The following is a 24,308-nucleotide window of genomic DNA, read 5'->3' as shown; positions in this document are numbered from 1 at the left end:
CGTTTTTCAGCCGTACTTGCGCAGATCGGCCGGGCTGATGCCGTAGGCGTTCTGGAAGTACTGACAGAAACGCCCGACGTTGGTGAAGCCCAGGGCCAGGGATATTTCGCTGACGGATGGCGAAGCATCCTGCTTGAGCGCGTCATAGGCCCGTTGCAGGCGTACCTGGCGCTGATAGGCGACGATGGAGGTGCCCACGAAGCGGCGAAAGCCTTCCTGCAGGGCGCGCAGGCTGACATTCGTCAGCTCGGCCAGCTCGCTGCCGCTGACCAGCGCGTCCGGGTGCTCCTGGAGGTACTCCACGGCCAGCTTCACATGGCGTGGCGCGATCAGCTTTTCCGGGCGCTTCAGCGCGTCGCTGTAGTTGTGCGGCCAGACCTCCAGTACCGAATCCACGAGCATTTCCTGAAGGCGGCTGGGCATCAGCGAACTGGCGCTCATCAACTGCTCGAATTCGTTGCCGGTAGCCATGCCGACGATGGCCTTGATGCCCTGGAAGGCGTCGGCGTTCAGGTCCACCACCGGACGGAAGCGCACTTTGTGCACGATCGGTTTGTCCAGCAGGGTGGCGAGGCGGCGGGCGAACAGCGAGCGGCGGATCGACATGCCGTACTGCGAGTGGCCGTCCATGAACCCCACCGAATTCACCGCGGTCTTTTCCACCGCCAGGGCGATCCGTGGGGTGCCCACGGTTTCGCTGGACTGGCGGAAGACGATGCGGCCGGCGGTGGGAAAGACGAAGGTGATCTCGTCGTCGGCGTCGGGCAATTCGGTGAGCAAGTCGCCACGAAAACTCAGGTTGCGAAAGCTCACGCCGTCGTAGCGACCGTAGACGCCGGCGATGGCCACCTGGCGATCCGGGCGTGGCATGCCGGAATAGAGATTGCCGAACAGGCGGGTGAACAGGGCGCCGAATTCGTCGGTGCTCATGTTGTCGGAGCGGATCATGAAGGCGGCGCGGGAGCGGGTGGGGGCCAGATTCATGGTTGGTCTTCGGGGGACTCTGGGGGACCGACAGCGTAGGGCAGGGGGGTTACAGGTTGATGATGCACCGCTGTCCTCTGGTGGGAAATCGCGTCGAGGCTGTCAGGTGCCTGCCTCAAGCCTTGCGGCGCCCGTGAGATCGAGCGCCGCCCGCGCGGCGCATCGCGAGCACGCTCGCTCCTACATTTTTTGCAACGTGCCTATGTCTGTCAGGCCATGGTTGACCGCCTTGTGTGTACGACGCGGCATCGCGCCGCCCCCAAAAGCTTCCCCGCGATAGGTCGCCAGGCGCCAAGGGCTGACAACTCAAATCCCACAGGCCATGGCACGTTGCAAAAAATGTAGGAGCGAGCGCGTCGGGGCGCCGAACCGTCGCGATGCGCCGCGCGGGCGGCGCTCGATCTCACGGGCGCTACAACACTCAAGACCGGCGCCTGGCAGCCTTGATACGGTTCCCGGCAAGCCTCAAAGACGTATCGCTCTATCACCTGACTTGCCATAAACAGCTACGAAACTTCACCCATCTCCGACTTTTATGTAGGCAATTTCCCAAGCATACTTCCGCGGCCTTTCAGTCGTTGCGTGCCGGGGAATCGCTGCCTAGTCTTGCCACCGTCGTTGATTTCCAGCGACCGGTTTTGACAGGCCGTGCAAGGTTTCCATCAGCATCCATTTCACGTCGCAGCGTCTTTGCTGGGGCTTCTGTCATGGCGGCTGTACGTGGGGCGCACTCGTGCGCGCCGGGTTACCTTGCCTCGGTCTGTCAACCCGCGTACAGCTGCCACCCGTTCGTTTGACAGCGACTCGTGACAGCCCGAACTGCAAGGTGATCGTCATGAAAAAGCTTGTCCCCGATCCACCCGCTCGCGCTCTCACCGTCCACACCCCATTCGCCGCCTGCGACGGCCACCATCCGCCCCTGTTCGCCGTCTGCGCCGGAGCCGAAGTCGACGAGGCCCTGGCTCATCTCGCCGTCATGCTGCGCTCTGCTTACGAAACCAATTTCCAGGCCTGTGACGCCGTCAGGGATAACAGCCTGGCCGGCCTGCTGTGGGCGACCCAGCACACCCTGGAGGCGGCACGGGCGTTGGCCGAGTCGATGTTGAGGGGCATTGCCCAGAAGCAAGCGCAGGGTTAAAGCCCGCGCGCTCCGTCATTCCTGCAGATACAAAGCCCGCACACGGCGGGCTTTTTTATTCTTTGGCTGGGCATGCCTGGATTTATAAAGTGCATAGTGTCTGCGGTGTCATGAGTGCCGTGATCAATATAACCAGGTGCCCGTTTAAAGACGGAATATCCCAAGCGCTTGAATGCGTGATAGTGCAAGAAAAAGATATTGACAGCGTTCACCGGGTTTCACGAATGAAGTTGTTCATCTTGTGTTGGTAGATGGAAAGTTCAAGATTCAAGCGTGGCCAAGATGATATAGGCGATGCGTCTACCACGGTGTGTTTACGATTCCGATGAGCTTTATTGCGAGGATGAGGGCGATGGCTGTCATTGTCCTGGCTGTCATTGGGATATATCGGTGTTCTCCCTGTTCTGATGGCTCGTGATGATCAAGTCCGCCGGCGGACAGAAGTGCAACTTCTGCTTGAAGTGAGCGGCAGTCGAGCGCAGTGCTGAATGCGTTGTCTTCGAAGAGAGTGACCGACGCGAATTTCAAGGGGTTTGGCCAAGCCCGTCTACCCGCTTTCCGAGAATGATCGTGCCGGCGACGTGGCGCCGCGCATTGCGAATCTGACGCAATCAGCCGGCAGGGCAACGTCTGCATGCGACCGCATCGACAGCGCTAGTTGTTGGGAAAGTCCATATGCGCACTGGGCTGCGCAACTCGGTGTAAACGCCCGGTCTTCGTGCGATCGCTTGCGAATTTCCCTGAATGGAAATGAGAGGTTGATTATTCGTAACGAACGGTATAATAATTTTTGGACACTTGCGTGATCGCGCTCCGCCAAAGGCTGAAATGCCAGATTAACCAAAGACGCCAAGGCACTACCGAAAACGGTGGGCGTATCAATTGGGGGCAACGGTCCAGTAGGTGCAATGCAGATTGCAGGTATTGAAGCCAGGGAGGGGGCATGCGCGAAGAGAAAGTCACTTTCTGCCGTATTTGCGATCCGATGTGCGGCATGGTTGCCACGGTTGAAGAGGGGAAGTTGGTATCCCTGCGGCCAGACAAGGACAACCCGCACAGCAAAGGATTTGCCTGCACCAAAGGCGTGGGGATGCCGCTGGTCGTCAACGACCCCGATCGTGTGACAGTACCGATGCGCAGAGTGGGCGGCCCCGGCGAGTTCGAGCCGACGACGTGGGACCAGGCCTTGTCCGACATCGCCGCACGTTTGGCGCGGTTGCGCCGTGAGTTCGGTCCCGAGTCCATTGCGCTGACCGTTGGCAATCCGTTGGCGTTCACCTATTCAGGTGTCCTGCGGGCCAAGGGTTTTCAGGCAGCGATCGGCACGCCCTGGTTCTACGGGGTGAACTCGGAGGACGCCGCGTCACGCATCGCCGCCACCGAAATTCTCTACGCCAACTGCGGCCATTTTCCGATTCCCGACTATTGCCGCACCGACGTGCTGATGTTGATTGGCGCCAATCCGTGGGTCTCGAAAGGCAGCCTGCTGGTTGATCCGCGTATCCGTGAGCACTTGAGTGGCGTCGTCGAGCGCGGGGGCCGGGTCATCGTGGTCGACCCGCGGCGCACGGAGACCGCGAAGGCCTTCGAGTACGTGCCGATCCGCGCGGGCACGGATGCATGGTTCCTGCTGTCGATCCTGCACGTACTGGTCAAGCAGCAGTTGTGCGATGAGGATTTCATCCGGCAGTGGACCACTGACTTCGACCAGTTGCGCAGCGTTGTCGAGCGTTTTTCCCCAGCGAAAACAGCACCGATCACTGGCGTTCGCGCCGCTGTCGTGACCGAGGTCGCTGAAGCGATCGGGCGGGCCAAGGCTGCGGTGGTGTACGGCCGGACCGGGACCTGCACGCAGAAGTTCGGCACGCTGGTCAACGTTCTGCAGGACTACATCAACATCGTCACCGGTAACCTGCAGCGTCCCGGCGGCTGGGTCTGGTCATGGTCTCCGGCCATCGAGTTCAAGGAACTGGCGACGTACGACCAGATCCACACGCGCGTCTCGGGTTTGCCCGATGCCCTGGGCATGCTCCCGGCCAACGCGCTCGCCGACGACATACTCACACCCGGCCCGGGGCAGATTCGCGGCATGGCGCTGCTGGCGTCGAACTGTGTGAACACCACCCCGAACGGCACGCGTCTCGCCGATGCGCTGTCCCAACTGGATACCGTCTTCGCGCTGGATATCTACATCAACGAAACCAACCGACATGCCGACTACGTTTTGCCCGTCACCACCATGTACGAACGCGAGGATCTGGGGCTGCTGCTGAGCGGTCATCATATCCGCCCGGCCCTGCAGGCCACCGAAGCGGTTATCGAGCCGATCGGCCAGTGCCGACCGGAGTGGGAGATCCTCGACGAGATCGCCCGGAGAATGGGCCTGGGGAGTGCCGATTCCGCTTGGGTTCAGCGTCAGTTCGCCCGGGTTGGGCTGCGCACGCACCCCAGAACCCTGTGGGACATGATGCTCCGGTTCGGCAAGGGTGGTGATCTGTATGGTCTGCGTCCAAGCGGATGGTCGTGGCGCAAACTGCTCAAGCACGCCCCCCATGGCGTAGTGCTCCATGAAGAAATACCGCTGGCGCCGCTCGATGAGGTGATTCTCACCCCGGATCACAAGATCCCTCTGGCCGACCTGCGCATCATGTCCGAGCTGGCAAGGCTGGAGTCGGAGCAGTTCGACACGCCCGACCTGCCCCTGCGACTCATCGGCATGCGCGAGATGAAGTCGCACAACTCCTGGCTGCACAACACCGAGCGGTTGATGCCGGCAGCGCGGCAACTCACCTTGAGGATCAACCCGGCCGATGCGCGGATGGCCGGTCTGGCGGAGGGCGAGAACGCCCGGATCACCTCCCGGGCCGGTTCGATCGAGGTGCCGGTGACCTTGACCGATGACCTGGTGCCGGGGACCGTCGCGCTGCCCCACGGCTGGGGCCACGCGGGAGGCTGGCAGCGCGCTGTTGCCGCGGGAGGTGTCTCGTCGAACCTGCTCGCGTCCACCCGGCCGGAAGACCTCGAAAAGCTGGCCGCCATGTCGGTACTGAACGGAATTCCTGTACGAGTCGAGGTCGCGGCGGTCGTCACCCAGGGAGATGCAGCATGCCCCATGTCATAACCCAGAATTGCTGCAATGACGCCTCCTGCGTTTCGGCATGTCCGGTGAATTGCATCCATCCCACTCCCGAGGAGTCCGCGTACGCGACGGCGGAAATGCTCTACATCGATCCCGATGCCTGTGTCGACTGCGGGCAGTGCGTAAACGCCTGCCCTGTCGAAGCGATCGTGCCGGACGATCGCCTGGATGCAGCCAGCAAGCCGTACCTCGAATTGAACCGACAGTTCTTCGCCGACCCGGGTCGAAAGCTGTACTCCGCCGCCCCCTACAAACGCCCCGAGGCCAGGATCGACGTCGACGAACGCGGGCCGTTGCGGGTTGCCATCGTGGGGTCCGGACCCTCTGGATCCTTCGCGGCGCAAGAGCTGCTGTCGCACAGCGGTATTCGTGCTGAAGTCCACCTGTTCGAACGGCTGCCCACGCCATGGGGGCTGGTGCGCTTCGGTGTCGCTCCCGACCACCAGAAGACCAAGTTGATGACCGAGCTGTTCGAGCGGACCGCCGGTCTCGATGGGTTGCAGTTCCATCTCAATGTCACTGTGGGCGAACACGTTACCCACGACGAACTGCTCGCGCATCATCACGCCGTGATCTATACGGTCGGCGCTTCCAATGACCGAAAACTGAATATCCCGGGGGAAGAACTGCCGGGCAGTCACTCCGCCACCGACTTCGTCGCCTGGTACAACGGCCACCCCGACTTCGCCGATCGGCACTTCGACCTGTCGGCCGAGCGCGCGGTGGTCGTTGGCAATGGCAACGTGGCATTGGACGTCGCGCGGGTCCTCGCCAGCGACATCGATTACCTGGCACGCACCGACATCGCCGATCACGCGCTGGAGGCACTGTCGAAAAGCCGGATCAAGGAGGTCGTCGTCCTGGGGCGGCGTGGACCGGCCCAGGCGGCCTTCACCACGCCCGAGCTGCTCGGTCTGCTCGACCATGGTTTTCACGTCAGTGTCGATGCCAAGGCCGCACCGCAAGCCGACCTCCCTGCGATCGCCGCGCTCAAGGAGGCGATCCTTGCCAGGCTGGCCGGGCGGCCACGCAGGCAAGGCGTGAAACACCTCGTTCTGCGTTTTCTGGGCTCGCCCACCGAGATCCTCGGTGAGAACCGTGTCAGCGCGTTGCGCATCGAGCAGAACGAACTGGTGATCGACGACCGTGGCCGGTCGAGGGCGCAAGCGACCGGTAAGGCCGAGGCCATTGCCTGTGGCCTGGTTCTGCGCTCCATCGGCTACCAGGGGAAGAAACTGCCAGGCCTTCCGATCGACGAGGCGACGGGTACCTTGCCCAACGACCGCGGTCGCGTCATCGATCCGGCGACGGGCATTGCGCTTCAAGGCATCTACACCGCGGGCTGGATAAAGCGTGGTCCGTCGGGCGTCATCGGCACCAACAAGAAGTGCGCGGCGGAAACTGTTCGGGGGCTGCTCGAGGATTTCGCGGCAGGTCGGCTCACGGCGCCCAGGCATGGCAGCGACGAACTCCGGGCACTGATCGCGCTACGCCAGCCACTCGCAGTGAACTACGCGGGGTGGAAGGCGATCGACCTGTACGAGAGGGACCTGGCCAGGCCTCGGAACCGGCCACGGGTAAAACTGACCGCTGTGTCCGAGATGCTCGAGGTCGCACATGGCGGTCGAACGAATGAATAGAAGAAGTGGACGTACCCATTTGTACACGGAGAGTACTTGCCCCAATGCCCGATCCCAACCCGGCTAACCCGTTGAACTAACTCACCCGTGTCATGTGATTGGCTGATTTTCCGATCGGTCAACGGGCCTTGTCGTGCCCGGAAAAACAGCAGTTCTACATATCGCCAAAACAATAACAAGAGGTAGAGAACGCAATGATCAGTAGACCAAAACCGTGGCGACAGGCCCCGCTTGCCCTGGCCGTGACCCTTGCCACATTCACCAGCCAGGACGTCGGTGCGCTGACCTTCACGGTCGGCGAAATCGAAGGGCAGTTCGACTCCAACCTGTCCGTCGGCACCAGTTGGTCGACGCAGAGCGCCGACCCTGACCTGATCGGGGCCAACAACGGTGGAGACGGCCTGTCCCAGACCGCGGATGACGGCCATTTGAACTTCAAGAAGGGCGCGACCTTTTCGAAGATATTCAAGGGCCTCCACGACCTTGAACTCAAGTACGGGGATACCGGCATCTTCCTGCGCGGCAAGTACTGGTACGACTTCGAACTGAAGGACGAGAACCGCCCCTTCAAGAACATCGACGACAACGGTCGCAAGGAAGGCGCCAAGTCCTCCGGCGCCCAGTTGCTCGATGCCTTCGTGTATCACAACTACACCATTGCCGACCTGCCGGGCAGCGTGCGCCTGGGCAAGCAGGTGGTGAGCTGGGGGGAAAGCACGTTCATCCAGAACGGTATCAACGCGATCAACCCGATTGATGTTGCCGCGTTCCGTCGCCCCGGTGCCGAGATCAAGGAGGGGCTGATTCCGGTCAACATGTTCTACGTGTCCCAGAGCCTGACCGACACCCTGTCGGCCGAGGCCTTCTACCAGTTGGAGTGGGATCAGACCGTTCTCGACAACTGCGGCACCTTCTTCTCGATCAGTGACGTGATGTCCGATGGCTGCGACAACAACCTCGCGGTAGGGCAGACCCGCTCTCACCTGAGCAGCGCCCTGCCGGCGGCTTACCGCGATGCCGCACTCAGTGCGCTCGGTGCCAGTGGCGTGATGTGGGGCGCCCCGGACGAGGGCATCATCGTGCGCCGGCGTGGTGACAAGGACGCACGCGATGGTGGGCAGTGGGGCACCGCGCTGCGTTACGTATCCGAACCGCTGGACACCGAGTTCGGCGCCTATTTCATCAACTACCACAGCCGGTCGCCGTTCTTCAGCGCAACCAACGCACCCGCCAGTGCATACGACGCTGCGGGCCTGGCGGGCTCCCTGGTGGGCGCTGGCATCCCGGAACCGGTCGCCACCGCGCTGGCTCCGGCGCTCCTGCCTGTTTCCGCGTTTGGTCGCGGCGAGTATTTCGTCGAGTACCCCGAAGACATCCAGCTGTACGGCCTGAGCTTTTCCACGACCCTGTCCACCGGCACGGCCTGGAGCGGCGAGCTGAGCTATCGGCCCAACGCCCCGGTCCAGGTGAACGCTACCGATCTCCTGCTTGCCAGCCTGGCGCCACTGATGCCCGAGGCTTCGTTGTTGCCCGCCGGTCCCGGCTCTGAGCTGTCGGGTTATCGGCGCAAGGAGATCACTCAGTTTCAGACCACTCTGGTGCATTTCTTCGACCAGGTCATGGGCGCCGATCGCCTGACCGTGGTGGGCGAGCTCGGTGTCGTCCATGTCGGCGGCCTGGAAAGCACCAGCAAGGTTCGCTATGGACGGGATTCGATCTTCGGCCCCGGCCCTCTGCCGAATGGCACTTGCCAGACCTTGAATGCAGGGTCTCTGGGGAGCGCTACCGCGGAGAACGTCAGCAAGTACTGCAAGGACGATGGCTTCGTCACCAGCACTTCCTGGGGTTACCGCGCCCGGATGATCTGGGAATACAACAATCTGATCCCGAGCATCGAGCTGAGACCCAGCATCGCCTGGTCCCACGATGTCGACGGCTACGGCCCGAACGGGGTGTTCAACGAAGGGGCCAAGGCCGTCAGCCTTGGCCTGGACGCCAGCTACCTCAGTACCTATAGCGCCGGACTTTCCTACACCAACTTCTTCGGCGGTGATTACAACTCGAGCATCGATCGCGACTTCGTTGCCTTGAGTTTTGGCGTGTCGTTCTAAGTGGAGCTCAATAGCATGATCAATACCAGCACCCGGGCGCGTTTGTTCGCGCTGTCGTTCAGCCTTGCCTGTCAATCCACCTTCGCTGCAGTCAGTCCCGAACAGGTCGGACAACTGGGCAGCAGCCTGACCCCGCTGGGGGCCGAAATGGCCGGCAACGCCGCGGGCACCATTCCGGCCTGGACCGGCGGTCTGCCCAAGGATGTGGGCACGCTCAGCGCCACGGGTTTTCTCAGCAATCCTTTCGGCAACGAGAAACCGCTGTTCACCATCACCGCGCAGAACCTGGCCCAGTACCAGGACCATCTGACGCCCGGCCAGGTCGCGATGTTCAAGCGCTACCCGGACACCTACAAGATTCCGGTCTACACCACCCACCGTACTGCCAACGCACCTGACGCCGTCTACCAGGCGGCCAGGGAGAACGCGGCCAGGACCCTCATGGTGGATGGCGGCAACGGCCTGGAGAACTTCTCCACCGCCGTGCCCTTCCCGATCCCGCAGAACGGTCTGGAAGTGGTGTGGAACCACATCACCCGTTACCGCGGCGGCAGTGCCAGGCGCACGCATGTACAAGCCACGCCGCTGGCCAATGGTGATTTCGTGCCGGTGTACTTCAAGCAGCAGTTCACCTTCCGTGATCGCGTCACCGACTACGATCCGGCCCATCCGGGCAACGTGCTCTTCTACTACAAGCAACTGGTGACGGCACCCGCCCGCCAGGCGGGTGACGTGATCCTGGTGCACGAAACCCTCAACCAGGTGCAGGAGCCGCGCATGGCCTGGATCTACAACGCCGGTCAGCGGCGTGTTCGCCGGGCTCCGCAGGTTGCCTATGATGGTCCCTATCCCGCCTCCGAAGGCCAGCGCGTCGCCGACAATCAGGACATGTACAACGGCGCGCCAGACCGTTACGACTGGAAGCTGGTGGGCAAGCGCGAGATCTACATTCCCTACAACAGCTTCAAGCTCGACGCACCGGACCTCAAGTACACGGATATCGTCAAACCCGGGCACATCAACGCCGACCTGACCCGCTACGAGCTGCACCGGGTCTGGCAGGTCGAGGCGACCCTCAAGCCAGGCGAGCGTCACATCTACGCCAAGCGGGTGTTCTTCGTCGACGAAGACAGTTGGCAGATCGCCCTGGCCGATCACTACGACGCCCGCGGCACCCTCTGGCGCACCGCGGAGGGTCACCTGGAGCCGATGTACGATCGGCAGATCGCCTGGCTGGGTACCGAGACGCTGTATGACCTGGTCAGCGGCCGCTACCTCGTCGCCGGCATGCGCAACGAAGAGAAGCAACCCATCGAGTTCGGCTTCACGTCCAGCACTGCCGAGTACACCGCCGCGGCGTTGCGCAGCACTGGCATTCGATAGGCGACGCTGATCGGGTCATCTGTCCCTTGGGACGCTGTTCGCTGTCAGGTATCACTGGCGAACAGCGCCCCGAGGGGATTGGCGAGGACAGAGGGTGATCGCCCGCTGGGTGCTTCGGTGAGTTCGGTTACATCACTTCCCGGGACAGGAGCTCAATTTGCAACGCTGGCCTTCCTCTGCCGTTCGAACGAGCCCGAGAGCATCTTCTGAAGCACGGAGGGAAGGGCAAATTGCAGGAGGTTGAGGATTTTCGCTCGCCTTGAGAGCAACACATGACTCTTCTGCCGTTGGGTCGCCTGAAGAATCAGCGCCGCGCAACGATCTGGCGACATGGCGTTCTCGTCGCCGTAACCCAGGGGGCTGGCCTTGCCGGAGGCGTCCAGCATATTGGACCGCACTGCCGTGCGGACCGTATCGGGGCTTGCCAGGGTCAGGGAAACACCCTGCGCCGACACTTCCCGACGCAGCGACTCGATGAATCCGCGCACGGCGTGCTTGGACGCGCAGTACGCCGAAAACTCGGGAAGGCCCACATGACTGACGATCCCTCCGGTCACGGTGATGTGCCCTTGCGAACGGATCAGGTGGGGCAGCGCATGGAAGCTCAGGTAGACCACCGGGTCATAGTTGATGCGCATGATCGCGGTACTGGCCTGGGGGCTGCTTGCGCTCAGGAAAGCACCTTTCATCGCCTGACCGGCATTGCAGAAAAGCAGGTCCAGGCAACCGAAAGCGCTGACACACTGCTGTATCAGTTGCTCGCACGCCGCTTCGTCCTGCACATCGAAGGCGCCGGTGATCAGTCGATCGCCAGCTGCCGCCGACAACGTGTGCAACTGACCAAGACGCTCCGTGTCCCGGCCCACGGCAAACACCCGGGCCCCGCTGGCGATCAATTGCACTACCAGCGCCTGGCCGATTCCACTGCTGGCCCCCGTGACAACTGCAACCTTGCCGGCATAGTGCTGCGCGGTCTCGCTAGCATTCGAACCCATACTGTCAGCCTCCTCGAAACAATGTTGTTCACGCTGGCTCTGCCAGCCGGTGACGCAGAATCTTGCCCATCGCATTGCGTGGCAGGGCCTCGACGAAGTGAAGTCGAAGCCTTCCATCCAGGTTGAAGCGGGCGTCCACCTTGGCCATGACGGTTTCTGGCGATGACGAAACCGTTGCAGTCGGAACCAGATAGATCGCAACGCTTTCCAGGTCTCCGGCCGAGTCGCGGTACACCTTTGCCGCCACGTCGCGGGCCTGGTATTCGGCTGCGATGAAGGCTTCTATGTCCGAAGGGAACACAGGGTTGCCTTGCCACATGGCGGCATCGATTGCCCGGTCGCACACCACCAGGTAACCCTCCGCATCCAGGTAGCCAAGATCGCCAGGCACGATGAAGGGCGGAAGGTCCTCAGCCATGCCCGGCGCTGTCCACACCTCCATCGAGCCGTGCGAGGCATAGCGCGTCATCATGAAATGGCTGCGCCCGACAATCCTGCCGACCACGCCGTGCGCAACTTCCTGTCCTTGCTCGTCGATGATCCGCATGTCGTAACCGGGCAAAGGCTTGCCCACGGTATGCAGCTTCCGGGGCTCCGCGGAACAGTCGAGCAACGTCCCGACCCCGCCTTCGGTGACGCCATAGATTTCGGCGAAACGCCCGGGCAGGCCTTCCACCACCTGGCGCTTTTCCCAGGCATGCAGGCGGGAGCTGGAACAGATATGCAAGTGCAGGCTGGCGAACTGTGTTTGACGGTCGACAGGCGCCGACAACAGTTCGCGGTAATGCAGCGGGCTCATGACCAGGTGGGTGGCCCGACGGCGCAAGGCGGCCTGCCCCAGTTCGACCGGGTCGAAGCGGGTGAGCACGACATTGCAGGCGCCATTCCACAGCGCCGACAGCCAGGTGACCATCGACAGGTTGTTGTGCATCGGCAGGCAAACCAGGTTCACCGCCCCGCGGGTCAAGCCAAGCCCCGCGACCGCTTCGGCCACCACCCGGCGGGCGGCAGCGCTGTGCACGATGCCCTTGGGCTGTCCCGTGGTGCCTGAACTGAAGACGATGCTCAGATCGTCGTTGCCCTGGGGGCTGTTGTCCCGCAGGAGGCATGGAACGCCGTCGCCCAATCCCGGGAGCTGATTGCGCTGTATCGCCATGACGTCGATATCTGGCTCGACCAGCGCCAGGCAACGCGCCTTGTTTTCATCATCGGTGAAGAGCTGGGCGACGCCACTGTTCCTGAGCAGCACCGCCAGCACATCGTCGGCCACATCCACGGGGAAGGTCTGGAATGCCCGACCCGTGGCAATCACGGCACAGGCGAAGACCATGTGCTCAGCGTTGTTGCCGGCCACCAGCCCGACGGTGGAGCCGGCATCGGCGGGTAACCGCTCGATGGCGGCTTGCACATACTTGCTGAAGTCAGCCCAGCTGAGTTCAGTCGAACCCTCGATGCACGCGGGCTCGTCTGGGCAGGTGGCGGCCCAGTGGTTGATCGCCGCAACAAGGGAGGGGGAGGAATCGATCACGTTTTCGTACCTGAAGACAGGGCCGAGGGAAACCCTCGGCCCAAGGGTTGATGATCAGGCCGTTACTCGTTGCCAGCGCCGGTCTTGCCGCGCTGTGCTTCCAGCAAGCCGAGTTGGTAGTCGGCATAGCGTTCCAGCTTGTCCAGCACTTCGAACGTCAGCTGGCGAATGGGCTCATGGTCCGGCGCGGTGAGCGCCTGGCGCACGATGTACCAGCTGTCTTCGGAGTGATCGTCGTCGATCAGATGCCCCTCGTGGTCCGCGGTATGAATCGCGTGGTAGCCCTGGCTGGTATCCATGCCGGTCGCGATCGCGGTGCCTCGGGCCCAGCACTCGGTCCAAGGGTTGAGTGACGATTCCAGCACCGCCAGTACGGTCGCCAGGTACAGGTGATCGTGTCGATGCTGGTCGATCAGTCGCGCTACGTCATCGGATGCCGCGGAGGCCACGTAAGCGGCCTGTTCGCGCTCGCTGATGCCGATGTCGGCCATCACCTTCAGCAACTGATTCAAATGACCGTTGTCGGGGTCGCCGCAGAAATTGCCGTCGTGCTCACCGGGCGCGAAGCCCAGTTCATCGAGCGTGTTGATCTGCAACAGGAACCGCGCCGCGCTGGCTGCGCGGGCCCCCAGCTTCGGTTGCAGCGCCGAGCAGTTGAGCATGGCCTGCACGAGATAGTCGGTGAAGCGCCCTGAAATCGCATTCACGGTGTCCAGGTAGAACGGCTTGAGCCAGGCCAGATCGATGTCCCAGGTGTTCATGGCGTCGATCAACGGATGGCGGCAGAAACGGTGCGCTTGCACCACGTCACACAAGTCTCTGGTGAACGCTTCGTTCTCCAGCCAGGTGACTTCCGGCAGCGCTTCACGAATAGCCTTGCGTGCCTGGGTGCGTGCGTCCAAATGTACGTGCGTCATAGTGTTATCCCTGTACTACGTGTTGAGTTTTAGAAGAAGCCCCCTTGGCAAACAGGGAGGCCAGGCGGAGAACCAGGATGGTCAGGAGAATGGCCACGAAGAGGCCGAACACGGGGTGCCACTGGAGGGCGCGTCGACCGTAGTCGAGCATGTAGCCGGTCCAGATCAGCATCATTCCGTACTTGTGGATCAGCCCCCACGCCCGGCTACCGATGGCCTGCTGCACGCGGGCACTGGAGGTCACCAGCATGAGCGCGATCCAGCTCAGCGCGATAAGCCCCAGCACGCGATCCACGGGCGTTGAAATGGCCTCGATGACGTAGCGGAAGTTGACCCAGATGAAGGCGATGGAGATGCCCGCCGTCAAATGGCACGCGGCAAACGCGGCCCCCGTCGTCGCCCGGTGGCGCATGAGGAATGTCGCTACGCGGCCGCTGGAAAATCGATACAACGGCGCGGCGATATACGAGAGGGCGAAGAAGGTGAAAGCGATCTTGACGATCACCCGGATGGCGTAGACAAACGCTTTGTCGGTAAAGCCCAGCAGCGCCAGCATGGTCAGGAGGACCCCCAGGCAACCCAGGGCTGCGAGGGACACAAACGTCCACGACACGGGATTGGTATTTGTCCGACTGTTCATTGTGCAGGCTCCAGGATGCTGCTGGTGGCAGGGGCAGGGGATGCTGGTTCGAGGGCCGTGGTGGCTTGAGCCACTGCGTCCTGCAGCCATGCATCGAGGTGCTCGGCCAGGGGCGGGATGAAGTCCACGACGACGGTAATCTCATCGGTCCCCGAGTAGATGTTCATCTCCAGGGGAAACTCGGTGAGGCGCTGACTTCCGTGGACCAGGCGCATGCCCCTGTCGTTGCTGTCAGCCAGGTCGATGGGTTCCCAGTTGATGCTCGCGAATACCGGCAGCGAGTCGTGGTTGCCAGTCAGAACCGGATAGGCCGCATGCTCGGCCAGACGTGCCAGCAGGCCGCTCACTTGCTTCGCCGCGCTGGCGGCATCGGTGTGGTCGACGGGCAGCAGCGGCAGGAGGTTGGTGACCTGACACAGGGTCTGCTGCAACGGCTTGCCTCGATTGCCGAAGGGCACCGCCAGCAACCCGGCATCGGCCCAGGCCGACGTGCGAAGGCCGCGCGCGAAGCAGGACAGGAGCCAGGCAAACGGGGTGATCTTCAAGCTGCGCGCAATCGAAGCGACGGCCTGGCGCGGCAACCGCACCACCTGGCGGTGACTCGGCTGCTGCCAGTTCCGCTCGACAGGGCGATAGGCAACCCCTTGCAGATAAGCGATTTTCGGAAGCCAGAATTCCCGGTCCAGATCGAACTGTGGCGAATGCCGATAAGTGCTTTCCAGCGTCTGCAGAAGTGGCAGGTCGCTGCTCAGGCTTTCGCCAGCTTCCCCGCGGTACAGGCTGACGATCCGCTCGCTCAGGGTCGCCAGAGCGGCCCCGTCGCAAGCGGCATGGTTTGCCGTCAGGCACAGGAGCAGGCCCTGCCCTCGAAGCACAAAGACAGTGGCACGCAGTTGCTGGCTGCCATCGGCCGCGAACGGGATCTGCTGCTCGCTGGCAACCAGATCGTCCAGGACGGTGTGCTCGATGGCATCGCCATAGCCACTGAGTTCAACCACCTGGGGGGTGATCTCGCCGGATACCACCAGCCATTGCTGCGCCGTGGCGTCGAAACGCGACAACACGGCGTCGGCGTTGCGTACAGCACGGGTGACCGCCTGCGCCAGGGCCGCACTGTCGTCATCGCCGGGGAAGAAGATCCCGCCGCCGATGTTGACGCTCAACGCGTGCTCGGGGGCTTGCCAAAGCTGGATGAAGCGCCGCTCCCAGACGGTTGCGGTGCGCTGCGAGAGCGCAGGCGCGGCCGGCATGAAGCCGTGCGCGATCAGAGGCTGCAGCGCCGCTTGAGTCGCCGCCACGATCGCGTCGATATCCGCTTCCGTGTGGGCCGTGCTCAAGAAGCAGTTGCGCCCTTCCCAGACGAACACACCGTTGAACAGCAGGTGGCTGAAGAACAGATCGAGATTGCGCTTGGACACGTAACGGAACAGCGAGCCGAAATGCTCTACCCGGATGTCCACGCCAAGGCGCTTGAACAGCGCGTTGCTTCGTTCGACCAGGTTTCCGGTCAGGCGATTGAGATCGCTGTACAGCGTTGCCGCGTGCTGCTGGATGTGCTCCAGCGTCTGCACCGCCGCCGCCATCGCCAGCGGGTGCTTGGAGAAGGTGCCGGCGAAGAAGATCGGCTCGACCTGCGGGGCGCTCTGGTCGCCGTACTGCCATGTGCCGCCATCGATCCCGTCGAGGATGGCAGCCTTGCCGGCGACCAGGCCAATCGGCATTCCGCCGCCGACGATCTTGCCGTAGGTCGCCAGGTCAGCCCGAATGCCGAAATGTTCCTGGGCCCCTCCGGGGGCGATACGGAAGCCGGTGATGACCTCGTCCCACAGGAACACGATTCCGCTGTCATGGGTGATTGCGCGCAGCTCAGCCAGGAACGCCTGGGGCTGCAGGGCCGGGCGACGGCTTTGCACAGGCTCGACGATGACCGCGGCAATCTCCGAGGCCTGCGCGCGAATGGTGTCGAGAGAGAGCTGCTCGCCGTACTCGAGCACCAGGGTGTCCTGCACCGACGACTGCTGAATGCCTCGACCCACCGAGATGCCGCCAGCCCCTTCGCCTGGGGCGGCGGAAGCGCGCGCCAGGAAGCCGTCGAACGTGCCGTGGTACGACTCGCTGAACACGACGATCTTGGAGCGGCCGGTGTGGGCCCGGGCAAGCCGAACCGCCGTCATCGTGGCTTCGGTACCCGAGTTGCAGAAGACAACCCGTTCGTGGCCGGTCAGCTCGGTCACCAGCTCCGCCACCCGGCCGGCCAGGGGCGATTGCGGCCCGATAGGCATGCCGGTCTGGATCTGCTCGATCATCTTCGACTTCACGAACGCCGGGCCATGGCCCAGCAGATGGACGCCGAAGCCCATGGTGATGTCGATGAAGCGGTTGCCGTCGATATCCCACAACTGAGCGCCGTCGGTACGGTCTGCCAGCAATGGGAACAGGATTTCCTTGGTGCCGGGCCTGAAGCCGGCGGAGGCCCGGTTGTCCGCCAGCACTGGTCGATACTGGTCGGTCTTCGCCTTCGACGAGCGGTGCTTCTCGGAGTAGGTCTCGGCGTAACCGGCAAGGTATTGCTGTTGTTCCGGGTCGACGATCTTCTGCGCGTTCTTGCGCGCGCTGAACACGTTGAAGCGGTCTTCCCGCTGGGGCGCTTGCGCGTCCGGCGTCGGCGCCGGGCCGGGAGCAGGGCGCTGGTCCGCGGTCTTCGCGGGGGAGGGCGCAGCCGCCGCGACCGCCAGGGTGGACGCTTGCGGCGCCGCGTGGAGGAGCTGGAGGTGCTTGCTCATCAAGTCCATCTGCGACTTGAGCAGGGTGTGGATCAACACATCACGGCTTGTCGAGGGGGCCTCCTCGTAGCTGCCAGGTTGCTCGACAGGCAGGGCCGGCGCGACGTCTGCGCGCACCGTTGCGGCGACCGCGGCTTCCACCCGTGGCGCCTGCGCCGGCAACTGCGCCACGATGGCGCTGATGATGCCGCCGACCGTTTCGAGCTCTTCATAGACCTGTGCCGTCGTCAGAGAGACCCCATATCGATCGTTGATGAAGTCGACGCACTTCAACACCATCAGCGAGTCCGCGCCCGTGTCGAGCAACGAGTCCTCCAGCAAGATTTCTTCGTTGTCTCCGAGACCGATGATCTTTGACAGACGAGGAATCACCTCAGAAGCAATCTGATCGAAATTCATAGCACTGACGTTCCGTGTTAGGGGGTTTGTTTGGAAAGCGACAACATCACATCCATGTGCCTGTGCAGCGCGTTGAGCTGCTGGGTCAGCACAAGGTGAATTTCTTCAGGCGGCAGCGACATGTCAGCGTCGTGGGCCGGGCTGTGCCATGAGGTCTGGCGTTCGGCCGGCCTGGGCGCGACGGGGCTATGTGGCCAATGTGGCTGGCGATCGAAGACGTAGCGCAAGTGCCGCGTGCGGGGTCTGCGAGCCTCCGACAAACTCTCCAGCTTCATGTTGAAGCCACGCATGAACAGCGCCGGCAGCGCATTCGCAAGGTCGAGGCAATCAACACAACCTTGTGCCTGGACGCCCGACAGCAGCACCGTCTTGCCCGATTCGCGGTAGCTGGCGATGCAGGTCTCGAAATCATCCGCGGAGCTGATTGCCGCGGCCTGCGAAAGCGCCCTTTGCGCCGACACGTCCTGCCCTTCGACAAAGGCTCGGACCAGGGGGGCCATGCCGCTGTCGGGCAAGCTTGCCTTTACGCCAAGCGCCGTCCAGAACCTCAGCAACGCGGCATTGAGCACCACCGTCAATGCCGGCCGGTCGTGAGGGTTCAGCTCGCTCTGCCACAACGCGTCCGGGCGAACGCCCGCTCTGGTGCAGCAGTCGTTCAGAGACTCCCGGAAAAGTGCCTGCTCGGCATACAGGGTTCGAACGCTCCGCAGACTGGTATTCGACAGGGCCACGGGCAGAAGGATTGCGGCGGGGGATGCCGGTGCTTTCTCGTGGGTGTCCTGCGCTGCCAGCCGGTTCAGCGCATCGTGCAGAGCCCGTGGAGTGTCGGCACACAACGCCTGCCGGAAACGTGCGGGGTCCTTCAGCCACAGGCTTTCCGCGCACGCATCGTGGAGGGCCGCCTCGGGCAGCCGGCTCAGTGCCTCGATCTGCTGCTTGAGGGCTTTGCCGGAGTTGGCGGCAAGCAATAGCAACGCCTTGCTTGCCGGCACCGCGTCGCGGGCATCAACCGTCGGACTGACGCCCTCGGCAATCAGCATGTGCACATTGGTGCCGCTGAAGCCAAAGGAGCTAACGGCCGCGATGCGTTCTCGGTTGGCTTGCCGCTCCCACTTCAATGCCTGGGTGGGGACCTGCACCCTGGAGCGCAAGCCGTGGCAATTGGGGTTCAGCGCAGTGAAGTGCTGGTTGGGCGGGATCGCATCGTGAGCCAGGGCGCAGACGATCTTGATCAGCCCCACCACTCCGGACGCCGCCTCCAGGTGCCCGACGGTGGATTTCACCGCGCCTACCGTCAGTGTCTTGCCCTCTGCGCCGTACACGGCGTCCAGTGCCTGCAGCTCGATGGGATCGCCCAATCCGGTGCCGGTGCCGTGGGTTTCTATCCAGTCGACATCGGCCGGTGTCAGTCCCGCGCTGGCCAGCGCCTCGCTGATGACCTCCTGTTGCGAGGCCCCGTTGGGCGCGGTCAGGCTGGCACTTCGGCCGTCCTGATTGATCGCCGACCCCTGAATCACCGCATGCACCCTTTCCTGCGCGGCAACCGCTTCGCCAAGGCGCTTGAGCAGCAGCATCGCCCCCCCTTCGGCGCGCACGTAGCCATCGGCGGTGCTGTCGAAGGTGGCGCAGCGCGAGTGCGGCGAAAGCATCCTGGCGCGTGCCAGGGAAATGAAGGTATCGGGGCAGAGCAGGGAGTTGACGCCGCCGGCCAGTGCGAGCGTGCACTCACCATTGCGCAGGGCCTGCGCGGCCTGGTGAATGGCGACCAGCGAGGACGAGCAGGCCGTATCGATGGTAACGGCCGGACCTTTGAGACCGAAGTGATAGGCCACCCTGCCGGCAATCGCGTTGAGGGCATTGCCGGTGCTGAGGTAGGGATAACTTTCAGGATCCTTCAGGCACAGGTTTCGGTATTCGTTGGCACCGACGCCGATATAGATCCCTACCTTCTGACCCACCAGCTCCGACGGTTTGTAGCCAGCAGATTCGATGCAGCGCCAGGCGAGCTCCAGGGCCAGGCGCTGCTGCGGGTCCATGTACCGGGCTTCGGTGGCGGTGATGCCAAACAGCTGGTGATCGAATCCTTCGATTCCTGACAACAGGCCGGCCTTCAACGCCAGCACATCCTCCGGCAACGACGTCACATCCAGCGAGAACGGCGCGCTTGCCCAGCGTTCCCGAATCGGCCGCATGGCATCTTTGCCCGAGCACAGCTGCTCCCAGAAATCTTCCAGCGACTCCACGTCACCGGGCAGGCGGCAGCCCATTCCGACAATGGCGATGCGCGTATCGTCCGGCACCGAGGACTTCTGCCGCGGGGGCTCCGGCACCGGCGAGACCGCCACGATCTGCCGAGTGATGTAGCCGGTAATGGCCTCGATGGTGGGGAAGTCGAAGATAAGCGTCGCTGGCAGCGTCAGGCCGAACTGCTTCTCCAATTGATTGCGCAGCTGCACGGCAGCCAGCGAATCCAGCCCTCGTTCATGCAACGAATCGCCGCTGTCGATGTTGCTGACATCCTCATTGAGCAAGGTGGCGATCGCCTGCGTCACGAACTCGCCAACCGCCAGCGGCTCGGCGCTCGCCGTCGTCCGCACGGCAGCTGCCGTCGGCGAGGCTGGCGTTGCGAGCGGCGCCTGCAATGCCTGGAAAATACCCGCCGCACCACGGGTGGCGTATTGCTCGGCCAAGCGCTCCCAGTCGGCATCGCAGACCATGAATTGCCCCGAAGTCCCGGCATCGAGCAGGTCGAACAGGCAGTGCAGGGCGGCTTTGGGTTCCAGGGCATGAATGCCGATGCGCTCGAACGCGGCCAGTGACTCCGCGGAGGCCATGCCATCACTACCCCAAGGGCCCCAGTTGATGCCGAGAAGCTGCGGCCCGGCCCCGTGGGCAAAGGTGGTGAAAGCGTCCAGGTAGCGATTGGCGCTCGAATAATGCGCCAACTGCGGCGCGCCCCAGAGAGAAGAAATCGACGAGAAGCTGATGAAGCGCCTGGCACCCAACGCCCGCGCGGCTTCGAACAACGCCAGCGTGCCTTGGGTCTTGCTGGCCTGCACCTGGGCAACGTCCTCGTGGGTCAGTTGCTCGAAGGACACTTGCGAGGTCAGGCCGGCGGCATGGAACACCGCATCGACGGGCAACGTCAGAGCGTGGGTCTGGCGCAAGGTATCGAGCAAGCGTGCGTAGTCCGTCACGTCGGTCCGCACCAGGCGCACCTTGTTGCTGGCCAGCAGTTGGGCCAGGCGCTCACTGCGTGCGCTGGTATCGCTCTGGCTGCGGCTGAGCAGCAGCACCTGTCCGGCGCCTTTTTCCAGCAGCGCGTGGGCCAACGACACGCCGATGCTGCCGGTACCGCCGCTGATCACATAGGCATGGGTCGGCAAGATGCTCTGACGGCCCGCGGCGATGCTCGTGGGCAAGAGGCGCAGTGCCTGTGTTCCGTTTTCGTCGAGGCGATATTCCTCGCTGCCTTTGACCCCGCTCAGTTCGACCACTTCGGGCAAGAGCTCTGTCTGTGCGTGCGCGGGGACGAATACCGACTTCAACTCGGCATTGCGCAGCTCAAGTTGCACCGACTTCAAGGCACCGGGAATGGCGCTCCACGGCAGGTCCTGCATGGAACCTTCCGCTGGCAGCACGAAGGTCATGTTCAGCGCGGCAGGCGAGGCCTGATGCACGCTCCTGACGGTTGCCAGCGCCGACATCGTCAATCGGGCCGCGGCAGGTACATCGCCATATTGCGCGGCTTGCTCGGCAAGAAAGCAGGGCAGTACGACAATGCGCGGCGCGCTGTTGGCGTCCACAAACCGGGTCGCGCCACTCGCCTGCCATTGCCCGAACGAGACGAAGCGCCAGTTGTCCCGAAGCGACGAGGAGGGTTCAGCACCCTGCAGCACGAGCACGGGGGCATCGGCCGACATCGACGCGGGAACAGGGCGGCTCACTGGCGACCATTGAACGGCATGGACGGGTTGGGGCGCGAGCGCTGGCGCCCATCGCGCGGGGTCCAGATTGGTCAGGACGGGTTCCCTCAGCAGAGGATGACCCGGCACCGATGCTCGGCGCTCGCTGCCATAGAGCGGCCCCAGGTCGACGGCACCTCCCCGGCAATAGAGATTTCCCAGTGAACTCAAGAGCGTCTCGTCCGCCTTGTCACGGGACGATAACGACGGCAGGTAAAGCGTGCTCGATCCCTCTCGCGATGCCCTCGTCAGGCCCAGCAGTGTCGAGCCAGGGCCGATCTCGACGAACACCTCGACATCCGTCAGGTCGGCGTGCTGGATGCATCCCAGAAAGTCCACGGGGCTGGTGATCTGCTTCGCCCAATACTCGGCAGTCAGGCCCGACTCGCCAACTCGCGTCCCACCGACGTTCTCCAGCATCGGAATGCGACCGGCCGTGAATTCGGCGCGCCGGGCAGTGGCCAGGAATTCGTTTGCGGCCTGCGCCATGTGCGGGCTGTGAAAAGGTCGATTGCCTTTGAGCGGGAAGACGGCGAAGCCCTCGGCGGTCAAATGAGCGCTCAAGGCCGCTATGTCGGGCGCAAGGCCCGCCACAACCGTGTCCGCCGCGGTATTGATCGCTGCAATGTGCAGGTTTGGGGACAGCCTTGCGCAAATCGCTGCAACCTCGGCCCGGGTACCTTTGACAGCCAGCATATTGCCGTCCACACCCAGTGCTTCCATGCACTGGCCACGGGCCAGGACCAGCGCAAGGCCGACTTCATACGAGAAAGCGCCGCTGATACAGGCCGCCGCATACTCACCGATGCTGTGTCCCACCACCCTGCTCGGCACGATGCCGAAGCTCTCCCAGAGTTTGGCAATGGCCACTTCCAGGACATAGAGCGCCGGCTGCGTGAGGGCGGTACGGTTGAGATCCAGGCTGGGGTCATCCCAGAGAATATCCTGAGCCTTCACGCCGAGTGCTCGCTCGATCAATACGGAGCCCCGCTCGATCCACTCTCGAACCACGGCGTATCGCTCATAGAGCGCACGCCCCATGGAAAAGTACTGAGTGCCCTGCCCGGAAAAGAGGAAAGCGATTTTCAGGCCTTCGCCAGCACGATCGACCTTTGCCAGGTCAAGTGCCTGCAATTTCTTGATGCAGCCAGCAGGGTTGGCGCCAGTAATCGCCACGCGATAGTCGAAGTGCTCGCGGCCGTTCGCGGTCGTTGCGCACAGATCTCGCAACGAAGGCTGCCCTTCGGTTTGCAGCGCCCGGATATAGGAATCGATCAATGCCGGAAGGGCCTTCTCGCTTTTACTCGACAGCAGGAGCAGATGGTTTTGCTCGATCCGGGCCTCGGCCTCCACGGCAGGCTCCGCGTGACTGCCCACGATCAGGTGACAGTTGGTCCCGCCAAAACTGAAGGCACTGATGGCCGCGAGCCTGTCCGCTTGTTGCCACTTCAGGTTCTCGCGCGGTATGGCCAGACGGCTGCCACCCAACTGGATCAACGGATTGAGCGTGCCGGTGGAGGGCTGCTGAAGAATGGTCCGCCGATGCAGTTGCAATACGGTCTTGATGAATCCTGCGACACCCGCGGCCGGTTCCAGGTGGCCGATATTGGCCTTCACCGAGCCGACGTAGCACTGCGCTGCGTCCTCCGTGGAGGCCCCGTAGAGGGCTTTCAGCGCATTGATTTCGATAGGGTCGCCCAGGCGCGTACCCGTGCCGTGCGCCTCGACATAACCGATGTCGTCGGGCGTGGCGCCAGCCCGCTCCAGCGCTTGCAGAATGACCTGCTCCTGGGCGCGACGGTTCGGCGCGGTCAGACCGTTGGTCAAGCCATCCTGATTGACTGACGACCCTTTGATGACGGCGTAGATGCGGTCGCCGTCTTCCTGCGCTTTGCGCAAATCCTTGAGCATGACCATGCCGCAGCCTTCGGCACGGACGTAACCATCAGCGCTTTCGTCGAAGGTTTTACACAGCCCTTGAGGTGACATCATCCCGGCCTGGGACACGGCCACCGTCGTGCCGGGAATCAGCATCAGGTGCACACCGCCCGCCACGGCGCTCTCGCACAGTCCCGCCTGGATGTTCAGGCAAGCCTCGTGGATAGCCACCAGCGAAGACGAGCAGGCCGTATTGAGGGTCATGGCCGGACCACGAAGGTCCAGCGCATAGGCGATGCGCGCGGAGATGATGCTTGCGTTGGTACCGGTGCCCGAATGCGCGGTCAATGTGTCGATGCGTGTGGTTTGCATCGCTTCGTAATCGTTGCCCGAGGCCCCCATGAAAACGCCAACGCGTTTGCCCGCCAGATTCGAGGGGCGAATATTGGCGTCTTCCAGTGCGCGCCACGTCGTTTCCAGGGCCAGCAGTTGTTGCGGGTCGGTGCTTTGCGCTTCGACTTTGGACAATCCCAGGAAGGCATAGTCGTAGCGATCGAAGTTGTCGATCAGACCGGCCGCCTGGGTCGCCAGCTTGCCCGGTGTTCCCGCCCTGGCGTTGTAGAGGGCCGGATTGTTCCAGCGATCGCAGGTCAGTTGGCTGATCGACCGGCCGCCCTGCTCAAGCAAGGACCAGAAGTTATCGAGATCAGTGGCACCGGGAAAATGGCAAGCCATCCCTACAACTGCAATGGGGGTAGACGGAGTGCGATCCATATCCCTCTTCCTTGAAAGACGCATTGACTGATTT

12 protein-coding genes are annotated in these 24,308 nt (G+C 63.0%); 5 read left to right on the top strand and 7 right to left on the bottom strand.

What is annotated here, in order from left to right:
- Nucleotides 1-6: 6 nt before the first annotated feature.
- Nucleotides 7-984, bottom strand: coding sequence for a helix-turn-helix domain-containing protein (locus CHB99_RS11035; protein WP_042130615.1), 978 nt, complete (start codon nt 982-984; stop codon nt 7-9).
- 835 nt (nt 985-1,819) lie between these two features.
- On the opposite strand from CHB99_RS11035, the gene CHB99_RS11030 reads away from it, so the two are divergent.
- From CHB99_RS11030 to CHB99_RS11010, 5 genes are all read left to right on the top strand, one after another.
- Nucleotides 1,820-2,122, top strand: coding sequence for a hypothetical protein (locus CHB99_RS11030; RefSeq protein WP_042125659.1), 303 nt, complete (start codon nt 1,820-1,822; stop codon nt 2,120-2,122).
- A 943-nt stretch (nt 2,123-3,065) separates the two neighbouring features.
- A complete protein-coding gene (locus tag CHB99_RS11025) occupies nt 3,066-5,243 on the top strand; it encodes a molybdopterin-containing oxidoreductase family protein (protein WP_042125661.1) in 2,178 nt (725 codons plus the stop codon).
- Nucleotides 5,228-6,901, top strand: a complete 1,674-nt coding sequence (locus tag CHB99_RS11020; protein ID WP_042125663.1) for a 4Fe-4S binding protein — start codon at nt 5,228-5,230, stop codon at nt 6,899-6,901. Before CHB99_RS11025 ends, CHB99_RS11020 begins: the two co-directional genes overlap by 16 nt.
- A gap of 194 nt (nt 6,902-7,095) precedes the next feature.
- Nucleotides 7,096-9,012: a DUF1302 domain-containing protein gene (locus CHB99_RS11015; RefSeq protein WP_042125665.1), complete on the top strand. Its 1,917-nt coding sequence runs from the start codon at nt 7,096-7,098 to the stop codon at nt 9,010-9,012.
- 15 nt (nt 9,013-9,027) lie between these two features.
- Nucleotides 9,028-10,395: a DUF1329 domain-containing protein gene (locus tag CHB99_RS11010; protein ID WP_042125667.1), complete on the top strand. Its 1,368-nt coding sequence runs from the start codon at nt 9,028-9,030 to the stop codon at nt 10,393-10,395.
- A 152-nt stretch (nt 10,396-10,547) separates the two neighbouring features.
- Here the strand turns inward: CHB99_RS11010 and CHB99_RS11005 are convergent, their stop codons facing one another.
- The 6 genes from CHB99_RS11005 to CHB99_RS10980 all read right to left on the bottom strand — a co-directional run bounded on the left by CHB99_RS11005 (nt 10,548) and on the right by CHB99_RS10980 (nt 24,274).
- Nucleotides 10,548-11,390 (bottom strand): SDR family oxidoreductase, encoded by an 843-nt coding sequence (locus CHB99_RS11005; RefSeq protein WP_052419445.1) that lies wholly within the window; start codon nt 11,388-11,390, stop codon nt 10,548-10,550.
- Between the two features lie 28 nt (nt 11,391-11,418).
- On the bottom strand, nt 11,419-12,918 hold the full coding sequence (locus CHB99_RS11000; RefSeq protein ID WP_042125670.1) for a class I adenylate-forming enzyme family protein: 1,500 nt from the start codon (nt 12,916-12,918) through the stop codon (nt 11,419-11,421).
- 62 nt (nt 12,919-12,980) lie between these two features.
- A complete protein-coding gene (locus CHB99_RS10995; RefSeq protein WP_042125673.1) occupies nt 12,981-13,835 on the bottom strand; it encodes a hypothetical protein in 855 nt (284 codons plus the stop codon).
- 4 nt (nt 13,836-13,839) lie between these two features.
- Nucleotides 13,840-14,391 (bottom strand): hypothetical protein, encoded by a 552-nt coding sequence (locus CHB99_RS10990; protein WP_141137282.1) that lies wholly within the window; start codon nt 14,389-14,391, stop codon nt 13,840-13,842.
- A gap of 80 nt (nt 14,392-14,471) precedes the next feature.
- Nucleotides 14,472-17,657, bottom strand: coding sequence for an aminotransferase class III-fold pyridoxal phosphate-dependent enzyme (locus CHB99_RS10985; RefSeq protein WP_052419446.1), 3,186 nt, complete (start codon nt 17,655-17,657; stop codon nt 14,472-14,474).
- A 17-nt stretch (nt 17,658-17,674) separates the two neighbouring features.
- Nucleotides 17,675-24,274 (bottom strand): type I polyketide synthase, encoded by a 6,600-nt coding sequence (locus CHB99_RS10980; RefSeq protein WP_167335866.1) that lies wholly within the window; start codon nt 24,272-24,274, stop codon nt 17,675-17,677.
- Nucleotides 24,275-24,308 lie beyond the last annotated feature (34 nt).

It is taken from the genome of Pseudomonas japonica, assembly GCF_900188455.1.
Classification (GTDB): Bacteria; Pseudomonadota; Gammaproteobacteria; order Pseudomonadales; family Pseudomonadaceae; genus Aquipseudomonas; species Aquipseudomonas japonica.
The sequence above is the reverse complement of the archived record's forward strand: the minus strand, read 5'-3'. Positions and strand labels throughout refer to the sequence as shown.